15 protein-coding genes are annotated in these 14,170 nt (G+C 57.7%); 10 read left to right on the top strand and 5 right to left on the bottom strand.

Translation table 11 applies throughout. From position 1 onward, the window contains the following. Window positions 1-2 precede the first annotated feature (2 nt). From ACSBQV_RS11990 to araD, 3 genes are read left to right on the top strand one after another with little or no spacing between them, the layout of a single operon-like run. The gene (locus tag ACSBQV_RS11990) at window positions 3-1,490 is read left to right on the top strand and encodes an FGGY-family carbohydrate kinase (protein WP_099784132.1); all 1,488 of its coding nucleotides are present in this window, start codon (window positions 3-5) and stop codon (window positions 1,488-1,490) included. After that, window positions 1,477-2,346, top strand: coding sequence for an L-ribulose-5-phosphate 3-epimerase (locus ACSBQV_RS11985; RefSeq protein ID WP_099784130.1), 870 nt, complete (start codon window positions 1,477-1,479; stop codon window positions 2,344-2,346). The genes ACSBQV_RS11990 and ACSBQV_RS11985 overlap by 14 nt, the downstream gene beginning before the upstream one ends. Further along, entirely contained in the window at window positions 2,340-3,032 is a 693-nt protein-coding gene (araD, locus tag ACSBQV_RS11980) for an L-ribulose-5-phosphate 4-epimerase (protein WP_060388044.1), read from the top strand. Before ACSBQV_RS11985 ends, araD begins: the two co-directional genes overlap by 7 nt. 6 nt (window positions 3,033-3,038) lie before the next feature. Here the strand turns inward: araD and ACSBQV_RS11975 are convergent, their stop codons facing one another. After that, complete coding sequence (locus tag ACSBQV_RS11975; RefSeq protein WP_047574453.1) at window positions 3,039-4,043, bottom strand: LacI family DNA-binding transcriptional regulator; 1,005 nt, start codon at window positions 4,041-4,043, stop codon at window positions 3,039-3,041. A gap of 512 nt (window positions 4,044-4,555) precedes the next feature. Then, window positions 4,556-5,104, bottom strand: coding sequence for a TetR/AcrR family transcriptional regulator (locus ACSBQV_RS11970; RefSeq protein WP_099784478.1), 549 nt, complete (start codon window positions 5,102-5,104; stop codon window positions 4,556-4,558). Window positions 5,105-5,235: 131 nt separating this feature from the next. Between ACSBQV_RS11970 and ACSBQV_RS11965 the strand changes: the two genes are divergently transcribed. The 5 genes from ACSBQV_RS11965 to ACSBQV_RS11945 all read left to right on the top strand — a co-directional run bounded on the left by ACSBQV_RS11965 (window position 5,236) and on the right by ACSBQV_RS11945 (window position 8,644). Next, window positions 5,236-5,418, top strand: a complete 183-nt coding sequence (locus ACSBQV_RS11965; protein WP_404948200.1) for a hypothetical protein — start codon at window positions 5,236-5,238, stop codon at window positions 5,416-5,418. A gap of 61 nt (window positions 5,419-5,479) precedes the next feature. After that, window positions 5,480-6,262 carry an SDR family NAD(P)-dependent oxidoreductase gene (locus ACSBQV_RS11960; RefSeq protein ID WP_099784476.1) on the top strand — a complete coding sequence of 261 codons (783 nt, stop codon included), beginning with the start codon at window positions 5,480-5,482 and terminating at the stop codon, window positions 6,260-6,262. Between the two features lie 134 nt (window positions 6,263-6,396). Then, window positions 6,397-7,215, top strand: coding sequence for an oxidoreductase (locus tag ACSBQV_RS11955; protein WP_099784474.1), 819 nt, complete (start codon window positions 6,397-6,399; stop codon window positions 7,213-7,215). A gap of 2 nt (window positions 7,216-7,217) precedes the next feature. Further along, entirely contained in the window at window positions 7,218-7,628 is a 411-nt protein-coding gene (locus ACSBQV_RS11950) for a hypothetical protein (RefSeq protein ID WP_099784472.1), read from the top strand. Next, window positions 7,625-8,644, top strand: a complete 1,020-nt coding sequence (locus ACSBQV_RS11945) for an NADP-dependent oxidoreductase (RefSeq protein WP_099784470.1) — start codon at window positions 7,625-7,627, stop codon at window positions 8,642-8,644. Before ACSBQV_RS11950 ends, ACSBQV_RS11945 begins: the two co-directional genes overlap by 4 nt. On the opposite strand, the gene ACSBQV_RS11940 is transcribed toward ACSBQV_RS11945, so the two are convergent. Then, window positions 8,599-9,561 carry a LysR family transcriptional regulator gene (locus tag ACSBQV_RS11940; RefSeq protein WP_241900192.1) on the bottom strand — a complete coding sequence of 321 codons (963 nt, stop codon included), beginning with the start codon at window positions 9,559-9,561 and terminating at the stop codon, window positions 8,599-8,601. The genes ACSBQV_RS11945 and ACSBQV_RS11940 overlap by 46 nt on opposite strands. Window positions 9,562-9,668: 107 nt before the next feature. On the opposite strand from ACSBQV_RS11940, the gene ACSBQV_RS11935 reads away from it, so the two are divergent. Both ACSBQV_RS11935 and ACSBQV_RS11930 read left to right on the top strand, forming a co-directional pair. Then, window positions 9,669-10,976, top strand: coding sequence for a serine hydrolase domain-containing protein (locus ACSBQV_RS11935; protein ID WP_099784468.1), 1,308 nt, complete (start codon window positions 9,669-9,671; stop codon window positions 10,974-10,976). 210 nt (window positions 10,977-11,186) lie between these two features. Further along, the gene (locus ACSBQV_RS11930) at window positions 11,187-11,408 is read left to right on the top strand and encodes a DUF6434 domain-containing protein (protein ID WP_047730881.1); all 222 of its coding nucleotides are present in this window, start codon (window positions 11,187-11,189) and stop codon (window positions 11,406-11,408) included. Window positions 11,409-11,705: 297 nt separating this feature from the next. On the opposite strand, the gene ACSBQV_RS11925 is transcribed toward ACSBQV_RS11930, so the two are convergent. Both ACSBQV_RS11925 and ACSBQV_RS11920 read right to left on the bottom strand, forming a co-directional pair. Then, window positions 11,706-12,464 (bottom strand): ankyrin repeat domain-containing protein, encoded by a 759-nt coding sequence (locus ACSBQV_RS11925; protein ID WP_434991448.1) that lies wholly within the window; start codon window positions 12,462-12,464, stop codon window positions 11,706-11,708. Further along, entirely contained in the window at window positions 12,461-13,963 is a 1,503-nt protein-coding gene (locus ACSBQV_RS11920) for a phospholipase (protein ID WP_099784466.1), read from the bottom strand. The genes ACSBQV_RS11925 and ACSBQV_RS11920 overlap by 4 nt, the downstream gene beginning before the upstream one ends. Window positions 13,964-14,170: the final 207 nt, after the last annotated feature.

Raw genomic sequence — 14,170 nt, 5'->3', positions numbered from 1 at the left:
CGATGGCAGTCTTTCTTGGCATAGACGTCGGCGGCACGGTGATCAAGGCCGGGCTCTACCGGGCAAGCGGTGAAGAGCTGGCGATCGCCGAGCGCGACGGCGCGGCGATTGCCGCCCAGCCGGGCTTCAGCGAACGCAATATGGACGCGCTGTGGGATGACGTTTGCGCGGCGATCCGCCAGACGCTGCACGCGGCGGGGGTGGAGGCCGGGCAGGTGCGCGGCGTCAGCTTCTCGGCGCACGGCAAAGGGCTGTACGCCATCGACCGCCACGGCAAGCCGGTCGGCAACGGCATCCTCTCTTCGGACAACCGCGCGGCGGCCACGGCGGCTGAGCTGCGCCGCGCCGGGGTGGACGCGCAGACCTACCCGCGCAGCCTGCAGCCGCTGTGGCCCAGCCACCCGGCGCTGCTGCTGCGCTGGTTGAAGCAGCGGCAACCGGCGCAGTACGCCGCCGTCGATCGCATCCTGATGGCGCACGACTACCTGCGCTTTCGCCTCACCGGCGAGGCGGCGGCCGAAGTGACCAATATCTCCGGCAGCAACCTGTTTAACCAGCACAGCGGCGCTTACGATCCGGCGCTGATGGCGGCCTTCGGCATCGAAGAGGCGCAGGAGAAGATCGCGCCAACGATCGGCTCGGCGCAGCTGGCCGGGCGGGTGACGGCCGCGGCGGCGGCGCAGTGCGGCCTGCGAACGGGCACCGCAGTGTACGGCGGCCTGTTCGACGTGGTGGGCGCGGCGCTCAGCTCCGGCGTGGCCGACGATCGCACGCTCAGCGCGGTGGCGGGCACCTGGTCGATCGCCACCTGCGTGACCGAGCGCATCATTCCCGCCGATTACCCCTACGCCTGGGGGCGCTACTGCATCGACGGCCGCTATTTCGTGCACGAAGGCAGCCCGACCTCGGCCGGCAACCTGGCCTGGTTCCTGCGCCAGTTCTGCGCCGACGACCGGCAGCGCTACGCCCAGTTCAACGCCTGGGTGGCCGAGCGTCGCGAGCAGCCGAGCGGGCTGCTGTTCCTGCCTTATCTGTATGGCTCCAACCTCGGCGGCAACACGCCGGGCGGGCTGATCGGTCTGAGCGCCCACCACGAGATGGCGGACGTGGTGCAGGCGATCTACCAGGGCATCGTGTTCTCGCACCTGATCCATCAGGAGCGCATGGTGCAGCTGAACCCGCGCATCGAACGGGTGCGCATGACCGGCGGGCCGACGCAGTCCGAGGTCTGGATGCAGATGTACGCCGACGCCGGCAACCTGCCGCTTGAGGTGGTGGAAACGCGCCAGAGCGGCTGCCGCGCCGCCGCCCTGTGCGCCGCCGTCGGCGCCGGGGAGTACGCCGGGTTCGCCGAAGCGATCGCCGCCGCGCCGCCCAAACTGCGCCGTTATTATCCCGCGACCGCCGCCCACCGGCGCCTGCGCGCCCAGCAGGCGCGCTATCTGGCGGTCGCCCAGGCTTTGAGTGAGGTGACTGATGCAAACGACTAACGCCGCCTGTCTGGGGCTGTATGAAAAGGCGCTGCCCGCCGATCTGAGCTGGCCGCAGCGGCTGGCCACCGCCGCCGAGCTGGGCTTTGAATTTGTGGAGATGTCGATCGACGAGCAGCCGGCGCGCCAGCAGCGGCTGGACTGGGATCGCCGCCAGCGGCTGGCGTTTATCCAGGCGCGGCTCGACAGCGGGGTGACGGTGCCGAGCCTGTGCCTGTCGGCGCACCGGCGCGACCCGTTCGGCAGCGCCGACGCCGCCACCCGCGAACGGGCGCGGGTACTGATGAGCAAGGCACTGGAACTGGCGACGGATCTCGGCATCCGCAACATCCAGCTGGCGGGTTACGACGTCTATTACGAACCCGCCGATCGCCACAGCCGCGAACGCTTTATCGAGGGCATGCAGTGGGCGGCGGCGCAGGCCGCCAGGGCGCAGGTGATGCTGTCGGTGGAGGTGATGGACACGCCGTTCATCAACAGCATCAGCAAATGGCGCGACATCGCCCGCCACGTCAACAGCCCATGGTTCACGGTGTATCCCGATCTCGGCAACCTCAGCGCCTGGGGCAACGACGTCGCCGCCGAGCTGGCGCTGGGCATCGGCAGCATCACCGCCGTGCACCTCAAAGACACCGTGGCGGTGGGGCCGGGCAGCGCCGGGCAGTTCCGCGACGTGCCGTTCGGCGAGGGCTGCGTGGATTTCGCCCACGCCTTTTCCGTGCTCAACGCGCTCGGCTATCGCGGCCCCTACCTGCTGGAGATGTGGGCGCGTGAAGACGGGCAGGACAAGCAACGCATCGCCCAGGCCAAGGCCTGGATCGAACAACAGATGAATGAGGGAGGCATCGCATGCTGAACGAACTCAAGCGGCAGGTGCTGGCCGCTAACCTCAGCCTGCCGGCATACGGGCTGGTGACCTTTACCTGGGGCAACGTCTCGGCGATCGACCGCCAGAGCGGGCTGGTGGTGATCAAGCCTTCGGGCATCGCCTACGAGGCGATGACGCTGGAGGATTTGGTGGTGGTGGATCTGGAGGGCAAGGTGCGCGAAGGGCACCGCAAGCCCTCATCCGACACCGCCACCCACCTGGCGCTGTACCGCGCCTTCGCCGATATCGGCGGCGTGGTGCACACCCACAGCCGCAACGCCACCATCTGGGCGCAGGCCGGGCAGCCGATCCCGGCGCTGGGCACCACCCACGCCGACTACTTTTACGGCGACATTCCCTGCACCCGGCCGATGAGCGAGGCGGAGATCGCCGGCGATTACGAGGGGGAAACCGGCAAGGTGATTATCGAGACCTTCAAGCAGGCGGGGCGCGATCCGCAGCAGGTGCCGGGGGTGCTGGTTTATTCCCACGGCCCGTTCGCCTGGGGCAAGGACGCGGCGGATGCGGTGCACAACGCGGTGGTGCTGGAAGAGGTGGCGATCATGGCGATGGCGACGCGCCAGCTGGCACCGGCCATCGCCCCGATGCAGCCGGAGCTATTGGACAAACATTTCCTGCGCAAGCACGGCAAACACGCCTACTACGGGCAATAGCGCCCGTCAGCGATTCAACAGCGAGCCGGTGAAGAACTCTCTGCGCACCGGCAACTCGCCGCGCGGGCTGTTAATGGCGCTGAACAGCAGCTCCGCGGCGATCTCCCCCAGTTTCTGCGTATCGTGATACACCCCCGGAATGTGCAGGCCGTAAGCGCCGGCGCGCGGCGGTTCGTCTATCGAAAAGAACTTCACCTGCTGATAAAGCCCCATCTCGTGGCAGATGGCGATGGCGCCCAGCGTGATGATGCCGTTCAGGCCGATGATGTAATCCGGGCGGTTCTCCGGCTGCGCCAGATAGGCGCGCACCTCGCTTTCCTGTGAGGTGAAATCGTAGTCGCCGTTGATGATATGAATCTCACGGCCGCTGCCCTGTAGCGCCGCGACGATGCCGGCGGTGCGCGTTAGCGTAATTTCCGAATCCGCCGGGCCGCCGATAATCAGCAGCTTCTGCTCCGGCTGCTCCGCCAGATAGCGCCCGGCCAGCACGCCAATCTCGCGGTTGTCGAGGAACACGCCGCTCAGATGCTGATCGTAGAGATCGCGGTCGATCAGGATCAGCGGCACGCCGTACACCTCGGCCAGCTCGAGATAGGCGGGGCGGTAGCGCTTGTCGTCACGCACCGCCGACAGCAGGATGCCGCGCGCCTTGTAGCCGAACAGCGCCTGAATGGCGCGCATTTCCGCCTCTTCGCTGCCGTCGGTGTCGAACAACATGATCTGGTAGCCCTGCTGGCGCGCAATGCGCGACACGGTCTTGATCAGGCCGGAATAGAACGGGTTGTACATACTGCTGGTGACGATGCCGATAATCTGGCTGCTGCTGCTTTTCAGCCCCTGCGCGAAGGCATTGGGCACATAGTTCAGCTCTTTGGCGATGGCGTGAATGCGCTCGCGGGTTTCCGGCTTGACCAGCTCGGGCTTATTGAAGGCGCGGGAAACGGTGATATTGGTCACCCTGGCGCGGCGGGCGATATCCACGATAGTGGCATTGGGATTGGCTTTCGACACCGTCTTTCCTTGCGTTATGCCTCAACAGATCCCTTATTGTAGGGAAAGGGCGGGGGCGGTGCTAGGGGGGAGTGATTGGGGGAAGGGCGAGCCGGCTGGATATTTTTGCGCAGGGGCTGTTGATGTGGCGCGAATTAAAAGAATGCAAAGAGGGTTAATAATGCCATTTGACGATGAGTGGATTAATTAAATTGTTTGGCGACTTCTTCTTCTGAAAAGAACCGTGGCGCATTGCTCGCCAGACACAGGATTTCAAGCCACCGCAGCGCTCATCCAGTTGTACATCACTTACAATCAGTGGGGGCGCAAAAGGAGGTATCACGATGCGTTTGACGTCTGCTGAGTGCCTGACTGGCTTGGAACCACGGGCGGCGTTCGCGGTCAATGAGATCCATCGCCACTGCTGGAGCCATAAAAAGTTTGCCGCATGCGCCGGGTATGAAGGAATAGGGGCGCTTTATTTATCGACACAGCACAGAAAAAACGACAAAAACGCCTGCTGCCCATCCAAATTAGTTCTTACGGGAGTCCTGGCTGAGAAGACGCGTGCGGCACACCTCCAGAATTTCGTCAGCCAGGGCTGAATTATCCGGACAGGCACGGGAAAGCACTAAGGCGCCGACAAGTTGCGCGAAGGTAGCGATCAAGTCAGCGCGCGTTTCATGTTCATTGCCTAAAACGGCCAGTTGGCGTTCCATTCCGTCCGCGAAGGCTTCCTTGATAGGCTCAGACTGACGGGCCGCATCGATGCCCAGTGCCGACATCACGCAACCTTTCCCCCTATTGTCGCGATGCGGCCGGGAAAGATAATTTTCGACAAATTTTTCCCGATCCTCACCTGCCGTACTTTCTGTTGCACGCATAAAGCCACAGCTCATTGCCTCCGCCATCAGATCAGCCTTAGAGCCAAAGTGTTTGTAGAACCCACCGTGGGTCAGGCCTGCCGCTGACATCAGTTCCGCCACGCCGACGCCGTCGTAACCGCGCTCGCGAAACAGTTCTGATGCCGTTTCAACAATGCGCATCCGGTTTTTACGGACCTGCTCTTTTGACACTTTCATGCTTTACAACCCCTTTTTAAATAGGGGTTGAGTATACATTGATGATGATCATAATCAAACGTGTTGACTTTAAAGATTACGATCATCATCATTAAATGCGCAGGTAACCGCGACTGAAGCGAGGAGTAAACATGACCCGTCAGGCTGTATTTCAACCCTATAAACGTGGGTCTATAACATTGGCCAACCATAGTGTGATGGCACCGCTGGCGCGTAACCGTGCCAGAACAGGTCTTGTTCCGCACGAACTGACGGCAATCTATTACGCGCAAGGTTACACCGATTGTCCGTCGCTGACCGAGGTCAGCGAGTAGAACCGTGATACCTAATTGCACGTTGCGGATTCTGTTTACCCATTAATAAAGAGACCAACTTATGACCAAACCTTCCGTTCTCATTACAGGTGCATCAACGGGTATTGGCGCTGTTTACGCTGAACGATTCGCGCGTCGGGGACACGATCTTGTTCTGGTTGCCCGCGACAACACAAAGTTAGAGATGCTGGCAGGTCGTCTGCGACAGGAAAATGGTATTTCTGTCGATGTTCTGCCTGCCGACCTCACGCAAGAGGCGGATTTGACGACGGTCGAAGCTCGCTTGCGCAAAGACTCGCGAATTGGTGTTCTTATCAACAACGCAGGTATCGCGCAGTCTGGCGGTTTCTCTGAACAGACGTCTGATTCGATAGAGCGCCTTATCGCGCTTAACGTCACCGCCCTCACCAGACTGGCCGGTGCTGTAGTACCTCGATGGGTAAAAGATGGGGGAGGTTCGATCGTTAATATCAGCTCCATCGTCGGGCTCGCCCCGGAATTTCCAATGACGGTGTATGGCGCGACCAAAGCCTTTGTCCTTTTCCTGTCTCAGGGAATGCATCTGGAGTTGTCGCCTAAGGGCATTTATATCCAGGCGGTGCTCCCTGCCGGCACTTACACGGAAATTTGGGATCGTGCGGGTATTGATATCAGTCGCGCGTCCAAAATGATGGAGGTGGATGAATTAGTGGATGCAGCGCTGGTCGGTTTTGATCGCCGTGAACTCGTCACCATCCCGCCTTTACATAATGCTGCCCGCTGGGATGCCCTCGATACCGCGCGCCAGGCTTTGCTTTCGGACATCAAACAGGCTGAAGCCGCGGAGCGATATAAAACGCTTTAGCCAATGAGGCGCCTTCTGCAGAACTGTCTTTTGGCTGTTTTGCAGAGAGGCACAAATCTGACATGGCTGCCTGACAGCGTCCCTTCTCATCCGCGATGGGAAATCTCAAATAAATCATGAAGGCTTTATTCAGCATGACAAAAAAACGTGTAGCGCTGGTTACTGGCGCTTCCTCAGGTATCGGCGAAGCGTCTGCCCATCAACTTTTAGCCGCGGGTTATACCGTATATGGCACGAGCCGGCGCGGAACTCATGCGGGTGCGCATCGGTTTCCGTTGCTGACGCTTGATGTAACGGATGACGCTTCGGTAAGGGCGGCCATTGAGGAATTGCTGCGCCTGGAGGGGCGGATCGATATTCTGGTGAACAATGCGGGTTTTGGGGTCGCGCCGGCGGCCGCGGAAGAAAGTTCTGTCGAACAGGCCAAGCGTATTTTCGACACCAACTTTATGGGCATAGTCAGGTTGTCTCGGGCCGTGATCCCCCACATGCGCCGCCAGGGCTGCGGGCGCATCATTAATATCGGTTCGATAGTCGGGCTCGTCCCGATGCCGTATATGGCACTTTATGCGGCCAGCAAGCATGCTGTGGAAGGGTATTCGGCAGCTCTGGATCATGAAGTGCGCACGCAGGGCATCAGAGTTTCAGTCATTGAACCTGCCTACATAAAAACGCAGTTTGAAGCCAATAATATAGAGCCGGATGCAAAGCTTGAAGAGTATGACCTCAAGCGGGCCAAGCTGGAGAAAGTGGTCAGCAAGGCAATGGCTGAAGCGGAAAGTCCGGAGGTTGTGGCAGAGGTGGTCGTTAAAGCGGCCCAGACTTTACGCCCAAAAGTGCGCTACACGGCGGGAACGCTGGCCGCAAAGCTGAATTTTATTCTCAGATTCGCGCCTGCATCATTCCTGGATAAGCTCGTGCGCAAAACTCTTCAGCTTGATGCCAAGGAGTAAAAATGAAATTTTCTCAATTGGCTATGCTGACCTCGGCGTTGTTTTTCATCCTGGCCACGGTATGGATGTTTTTCCCGCAACCGCTCTTAACTCAGTGGGGAATTGAACCGACGCCCGGTATCGGCGTGATCTGTCGCCGCCTGGCCGCATTTTTTGTGGGGCTCGGGGTGATGTGTTTATTCGCTAGAAATGCAGAACCTTCCCCAGCCCGCTCTGCATTGGCCGCCGGTATCGGCACGATATTTATTGTTTCAGCCATACTTGGCGTCGTTGAATGGCGCGAAGGACGTGTCAGCGGGCAGATCCTGTTTGCTGTGTTTATCGAGTTATTCCTGGGGCCAGCCTTTTTACTCAGCAACCGGGCCGCCAAGAAAAATGCTATTGGCAAACACCACAGGGTAAATAACGAATGAATACCAAGACGATGAAAGCCTTTACCTTTAAACGCTATGGTAAATCCCCTGAGTTGGGCTTCGATGAGGTTGATTATCCCTCACCCGGCGCTGATGAAATTCTGGTCAAGGTATGCGCGGTTGGCCTGAACCCGATAGACAACATGATTCCAACCGGCATATTTAAGCCGATTTTGCATTTTAAGCTCCCCGCTACGTTGGGCAGCGACTTGTCCGGGGTTGTCATTGCCGTGGGGAGTCGTGTGACGCGTTTCACGCCAGGCGACGAAATTTTCGCCAGCATTTTCGATAAAGGAGCGGGGTCTCTTGCCGAATTCGCATTAGTACATGAAAGCGCCGCAGCCCACAAACCCGCGAACCTGGATTTTGTTCAGGCAGCGTCGCTCCCCATGGTGAGCCTCACGTCCTGGCAAGCGCTGATAGAGCGAGCCGGGCTGCGCCCAGGTGATAAAGTTTTCATTCCGGCAGGTTCCGGGGGAATTGGCAGTATCGCCATCCAACTGGCGAAGCACCTCGGTGCACTGGTGGGAACGACAACAAGTACAGACAACGTCGAGTGGGTGAGTCATCTTGGCGCAGACGAGGTGATAGATTATAAAAAGCGCGCATTCGAAAATATGCTAAGTGACTACGATATCGTTCTTGGTACTCTCAGAGGTGATGCGATTGAAAAATCCACTCAAATTCTTAAGCCCGGCGGAAAGATTGTTTCTCTCATCGGGCCGTTGGATGCCGCTTTCGCGCGGGACAGACATTTAAACATCCTCCTGCGCCTTGTATTTGCCCTGATGAGCCATAAAATCATGCGTCTCTCAAAAAAGCGCGGGCTGATCTATTCATTTCTCTTCGTTCGCCCAGATGGCGAGCAACTTACCCAAATCGCCAGACTGATAGAGGCGCGACACATCAGGCCGGTGATCGACAGCGTGTTTCCCTTCGCCAAAACAAAGGCTGCTCTTGACTATCTTGCTCAGGGGCGTGCGAAGGGTAAAGTGGTCGTTAAGATACCAGAGTGACAGCCACTCTGGTTTACTTCTGCGGTAAGAGACTTCCTTCGCCACAACGCGGGCAACAGCGCCAACGTCTCATCAATCAGCGCCCGCCGGTCATTGCCCGGCTTCCAGATGGTCACCATGGTTTGGCTGATCCCCTGGCTGCCCACTTCGGTGCGCAGCGTGTTGACGTTTTTCCACCGTTCCGCATGCATATGTGTCGGCAGGAATCCCCAGCCGCAGCCCTGTTCGAGCAGGGCACGCAGCATTTCCAGCTCGTTGGTAAATATTGTATGCCCGGAAATTTGCAGGCGGCGCGCCACGGGTTCGTCAGAATCCGGGTGCATGATCACCTGTGGCGTGAGCGAGAGTTCCAGTAGTGAAAGCGGCTGTTCCGCGCCGGGGAAAAGCGCTTTAGACGCGTAAAAATCCATCTCTATCGCCCCTAAGGCGCGCCACTCCATGGCGTCGCCCACGCTGCGATGGCGCGCTTGGCAGATCCCCAGATCGGCCTGGCCGTTTGCCAGCAGGCTTTCTGCCTCATCGCGCGAGGCGTTAATCAGGCTCAGGCGCGTGTTGCGCTGGGCCATGGCGGCAATCAGCGCCTGCAGCAACGCGCGGGGGGTAAAGGGATCGTAGACCAGCGAGATTTCCTGCGCCGCGCTCTTGGGCACGTCTTTGGCAAACGCCTCAAACGCTTTTACCTGGCGCATCAGCAGGTGCGCCTGGCGCTGCAGCTGTTCGCCCTCCGGGATCAGGTGTAGGCTGCGCCCCTCGCGCAGGAACAGCGCATAGCCCAAGCCATCCTCGAGAAAATCAATCAAATCGCGCAGCGTCGTGCGGTCTTTGCCCAGCTTGAGCGCGGCTTTCGCCAGGCTGCCGTGCTCGGCCACGGCGGTGAAGGCTTCCAGTTGGGCAAAGGAATAAATCAGGCTCGGCACGCGGCTCTCCAGTAGATTTTGCGGGGGATTTTCCCCGATTAGGCGTTTTTTATTATAGGCCGCGTTTTTTTAAGCTGAACGCCTTCCTGAGCTAAGCGAGAAAAAATATGAAAAGCAAAGTGTTTAACTGCAGCCTGCTGGCGGGCGTTGTCATCAGTCTCTGCAGCGGCCTGTTGGCGCCCGCCGCGCTGGCCGCCTGTGCGGGCACTGAACTCAGCGCCTGTCCCGCACCTTTCGATGCGCAATTGCCGGACACGCACAAGATGCTCACCTGGAGCCAGAGCGACCGGGTGATCGGTTTTCGTAACGACTACCGCAACTATGCCGGGGATGTATTTCACCACGGCAATGCCACGCCGCTGCCGGCTGCCGCTAAACCGCTAACGAATGCCAGCTATCGGGTGAATGGCAAAACCTACAGCCTGCAGGATTACCTGCAGCGCCAGAACGTCAGCGGTATGCTGGTATTGAAAGACGGCAAAATCGCCTGGAAATATCTGGGGCAGGGCAATACCGACGCTACCCTGTGGACGTCGCGCTCGGTGGGCAAATCCGTGGTCGCCACGCTGGTGGGCGTGGCGATTAAACAGGGCAAGATCCGCTCGCTCGACGATCTCATCACGCAATACGAACCCGATCTGAAAGGCACCGCGTGGGACGGCGTGACCCTCAGGCAGCTGATCACCCACACCTCCGGCGTGGCGTGGAATGAGGATTACACCAACCCGAAATCGGACTTCGCGCAGCTGACCGAGTGTGAAGCCAGGCCCGGCACCTACGCCTGCGTGCGCAAGCTGGTGGCCGGTTTGCAGCGCGCACACCCTGCCGGGCAGAACTGGTCTTATTCCTCCGGCGGCGCGTGGCTGCTGGGCGACGTGCTGGAGCGCGCCACCGGCATGCCGCTGGCGGCTTATCTGCAGCAAAGCATCTGGCAGCCGTACGGCATGGCGAGCGACGGCGTGTGGCATGCCTACGCCAGAGGCCAGCACGACGTGGGCGCGCACGGCTTTAACGCCACGCTGGAAGACTGGGGGCGCTTCGGCGAGTTCATCCTGCATAACGGGACGTTGCCGAACGGCAGACAGATCCTGCCGGAAGATTGGGTAGCCCAGTCGTCCAACTGGACGCGGGCGGCGGGCTCGGTGTCGGCGGCGCATCCTAACGGCATTTACGGCTTCCAGTGGTGGAACAACGAAGTGCCGGTGAATACGGCCAACGTTGAACCCGCTCCGCAGGCCTCCCTGCAACATTCCCTGTGGGCGCTGGGGATCTTCGGCCAGATGATTATGGTCAATCAGGCGGAGAATCTGGTGATCGTCCAGTGGTCTACCTGGCCGCAGGCGGAGCCTTCTTTCAGCGCGCAGCCGCTGGAGGCATCGCTGATGTTTAGCGCGATAGCGAAGGAACTGCGTTAATCCCGCGGAGCGAGCAGGGGCGGTTGCCATTGCGCCCCTGTTCGAAGGCGATGGCATAAATGCGCTCGTGCATATAACAGCGCGGAAATGGCGATCTGGGCTATGCTTTTCCCCACATCCACTTTGCGCCGCAACGGGCGTGACAAAAGTGCGACTTGTCAGGCCAGGTTGAAGCTCTTTATCGAACGGCTCTTCACAGGAGTGGTTAAATTGAAAATCGATTGGCATAGCGCATTGCTAACACGCGCCACGATCGTGGATAAAAGCTACAAAAATACGCAAAACGTTCGTCGTTTCATGGTTGAGGCGTGCGGAGAGGATTTTCGCTTCGATCGTGAATTTATGGCATGGATACGCAATGACATGCCAAAGACGTTAGGTGATGTCGCCGATGAGTGGCGGCGCAGGCACTCCCTCAACCCTGGCCGATAGGGTTCAACCTGCGGGCGCTTGGTACTTTTCTTTTCTCGCAAACCTTGCCAAGATCGCCTTTACACCAGCGCCAGGATCAGTAGCGGCGGGGTGAGCAGCCTTTCAACACCTGCTCAAAGATGTGGAATACATAGTTAGGTACTTTGTCGATCGCGGGAAAGTGCTCTGTGTTGTGAGCGGGTGCCGATGGAAACGCTACTTGGTGAAAAATGCATCTGGGCTGAGAAAATTTAGCCAGACGCCATCTGACAGCCTCAGTATAAATAACCGGCAGCTGTCAGATCTGCGTTGATGAAATTACTGCGCTTCCTTTGCCCCTTTCAAAAGCATGAGCTCGAGTATTTTCTTACACTGTTCATTGTATTCTGAGCCATCTTGGCTGTCTTTTATTTGCCGGTTCACTGCGGTTAACAGCGAAAGGTTGTTTATATTTACCGGGTTAGGATTCGCACCCCGATTGAGCAGTAGGGTCATGTGCTCAAAGGCTGAGCTAAAAAAAGCATCCATTAATAAGGTTTGTTGCAAGGCGTCTCTGATATTTATATCCGCTCCGTACTCCAGCATCACCTTTAACGTTTCAGTGTTTTTGGCTTTGATTGTCTGGAATACAATGGGTTCATTGAATACCTTATCTTTTGCGTTTGGCGGTAAACCGCCGTCGAGCATGGCTTTGACCCAAATCCCTTTGCCGGCTTTCATGACGAACTCCGCTGGGCTGCTTCCCCCTTCTGGTCTGGGTTGCAGCGGGTCTGCGCCAGCTTTTACCAGGTCGGTTATTATTTTCAGCCTTCCCGGCGTGTTTTTATCATAGATTGCGTTTAGCACCGACCAAAACAGCAGGGTCATGTCTGCTTTCACTGGTCGATTCAGTTCTTCCTTGCTTATTGAAGGAAGCTTCTCATTCAGTTTCACTTCGTCGCCATCATAAATCAGCTGTGCGACTTCCAATTGACGGCCTTCAAAAAAATCCCGTGGTTCATATTCCATGTTTTTTTTGCATCCTTGCATCATGAGAACAGTAAACAGTAACGCCATTGCCATTATCCACTTGTTCATATTCTCCCCCTGATAGTGGCGACATCCTCGTCTTTCTGATCTTCAATCAACTTTATTGTCTGATCTATACCGTGTTTATCGAGCAAGGTTCCTGTCCCACCGGCAAGAGTGTGCGGTATGCCGGCGGCATCAGGCAGCGCCAGTGATGACCACTCTTTCAAGGTGAAAGGCAATGCTACGCCCCAGGGTTTTTGCAAAGCATCGGGCAGGGCATTTTTTATAAGCTCATAGTCACTTTCGTTATTAACCTCCTGTAACGTGGTTAACAGTTCTCCTTCCACTCGATAGGCCTGTATGTTCTTGGCTGAACCAATCATTTCAGCTCCGTATTTCCCTACAGTTCCATGATGGAGTCCGGCTGCATTAAACGTCCAGGCGGGTTTTCCACTGGTCATTGATGCGGCGGAGGCCATTCCCCCGCCCAATGAATGACCAGAAATATCGACGCCGGAGGAGTTCTTTACTTGTAATCCTATTTTAACCGCCTGCTTATAATAATCTGAGTTCGCCCCCATCCCCTGAGCACCATTATTTATCCAGTCATTCACATTTTTAACACCTGAGAAGTCGCCCCTAAGGGCCTTTTTGGCGGCGCTACCGATTCCCTCCGGGAACTCTGGCGCTCTTGATCCTCTGAACACCACCGTTGGGTTCATCTCTTTACCAAAAACAGTGCTATCAGGTTGATATACCCTTGCCAAAAAATCCGGAGATTCATCTCTGTCGAAGAGCATATTTCTGTTTAGCCCAATTTTACTCAGGGCAGCATTATCGTTACTAATATCTTTCCAACCTTCGGGAACGCCGGGAGTCTCCTTTAGCGGATTCGTGGTCTTGTAGATATTCTCCGCCAGTTTTGCCTTCTCGACGGCGACATTGTTTGCCGCCAAGCGTTCCGAGGCGATTCGGGCGTCCGGGTAGATACTCCGTTGCCCGCGGCCAATGAGGTATTTTCGCTCCTGCCAGCGTTGCGCTTTGGTCAAGGGGCCAGACACGACCGACTGTGAGGCTCTTCCACCTTGCGCCGGGATATCCGGGCCAAGGGCCGGTTTGGCCCGCGTGACTTGTGCGGGGAAGACGGAAGGGCGAGCCCGGCGGCCGCCATAAGACTTCACGGCCTCTTCGTATCGCTTCACTATCTTGTCCACCGGGTAGTTGGGCTCTTGTCTCCCCTGCGGTATCAGGTAGCCGTCGATGTCGGCGTAAAATGGCCCCATCGTCGCCAACACGCCGGGCCGGGTTTCGACCGCGACGACAACGCCGCTCATCAGGTCGCTCTGCACTCTTGCGCGCAGGTTAGAGCTTATTCCGTTTTGCGTAACGCCGACTTCACGGCGGATCCGTTCGCCACCGCGAAAACCAGAAAAAAGCGACAGAATGTCATTGTCCGGCATGTATGAAAGGCCGTGACAGGCGCGGGAAGGGTTGACTATACGGGGGAATTCATCAGGTGAAATAATATCATCGGCGATATACAGCAGTTTCAAACTGGAAAACATAGTGTGTCTCTTCCTTTGCTTGCTGCGTCTTGGCCTGTTCAGGCGGGCGCTCGCACTCCTTGCACTCGATGGAGCCCCGAGGGGCATGTTATCGAACGGCAGTCAGCGATAGCTAACGGCGCATAGGACACCAGATAAGGGATGATAACGGCTCAGGCCAATTTGTAAAGCCGGCCAAATGTTAACCGGAAAGTTCTTGTTTTCCAA

This window comes from Serratia sp. B501 (genome assembly GCF_051172315.1).
Lineage (GTDB): Bacteria > Pseudomonadota > Gammaproteobacteria > Enterobacterales > Enterobacteriaceae > Serratia > Serratia ureilytica.
The sequence above is the reverse complement of the archived record's forward strand: the minus strand, read 5'-3'. Positions and strand labels throughout refer to the sequence as shown.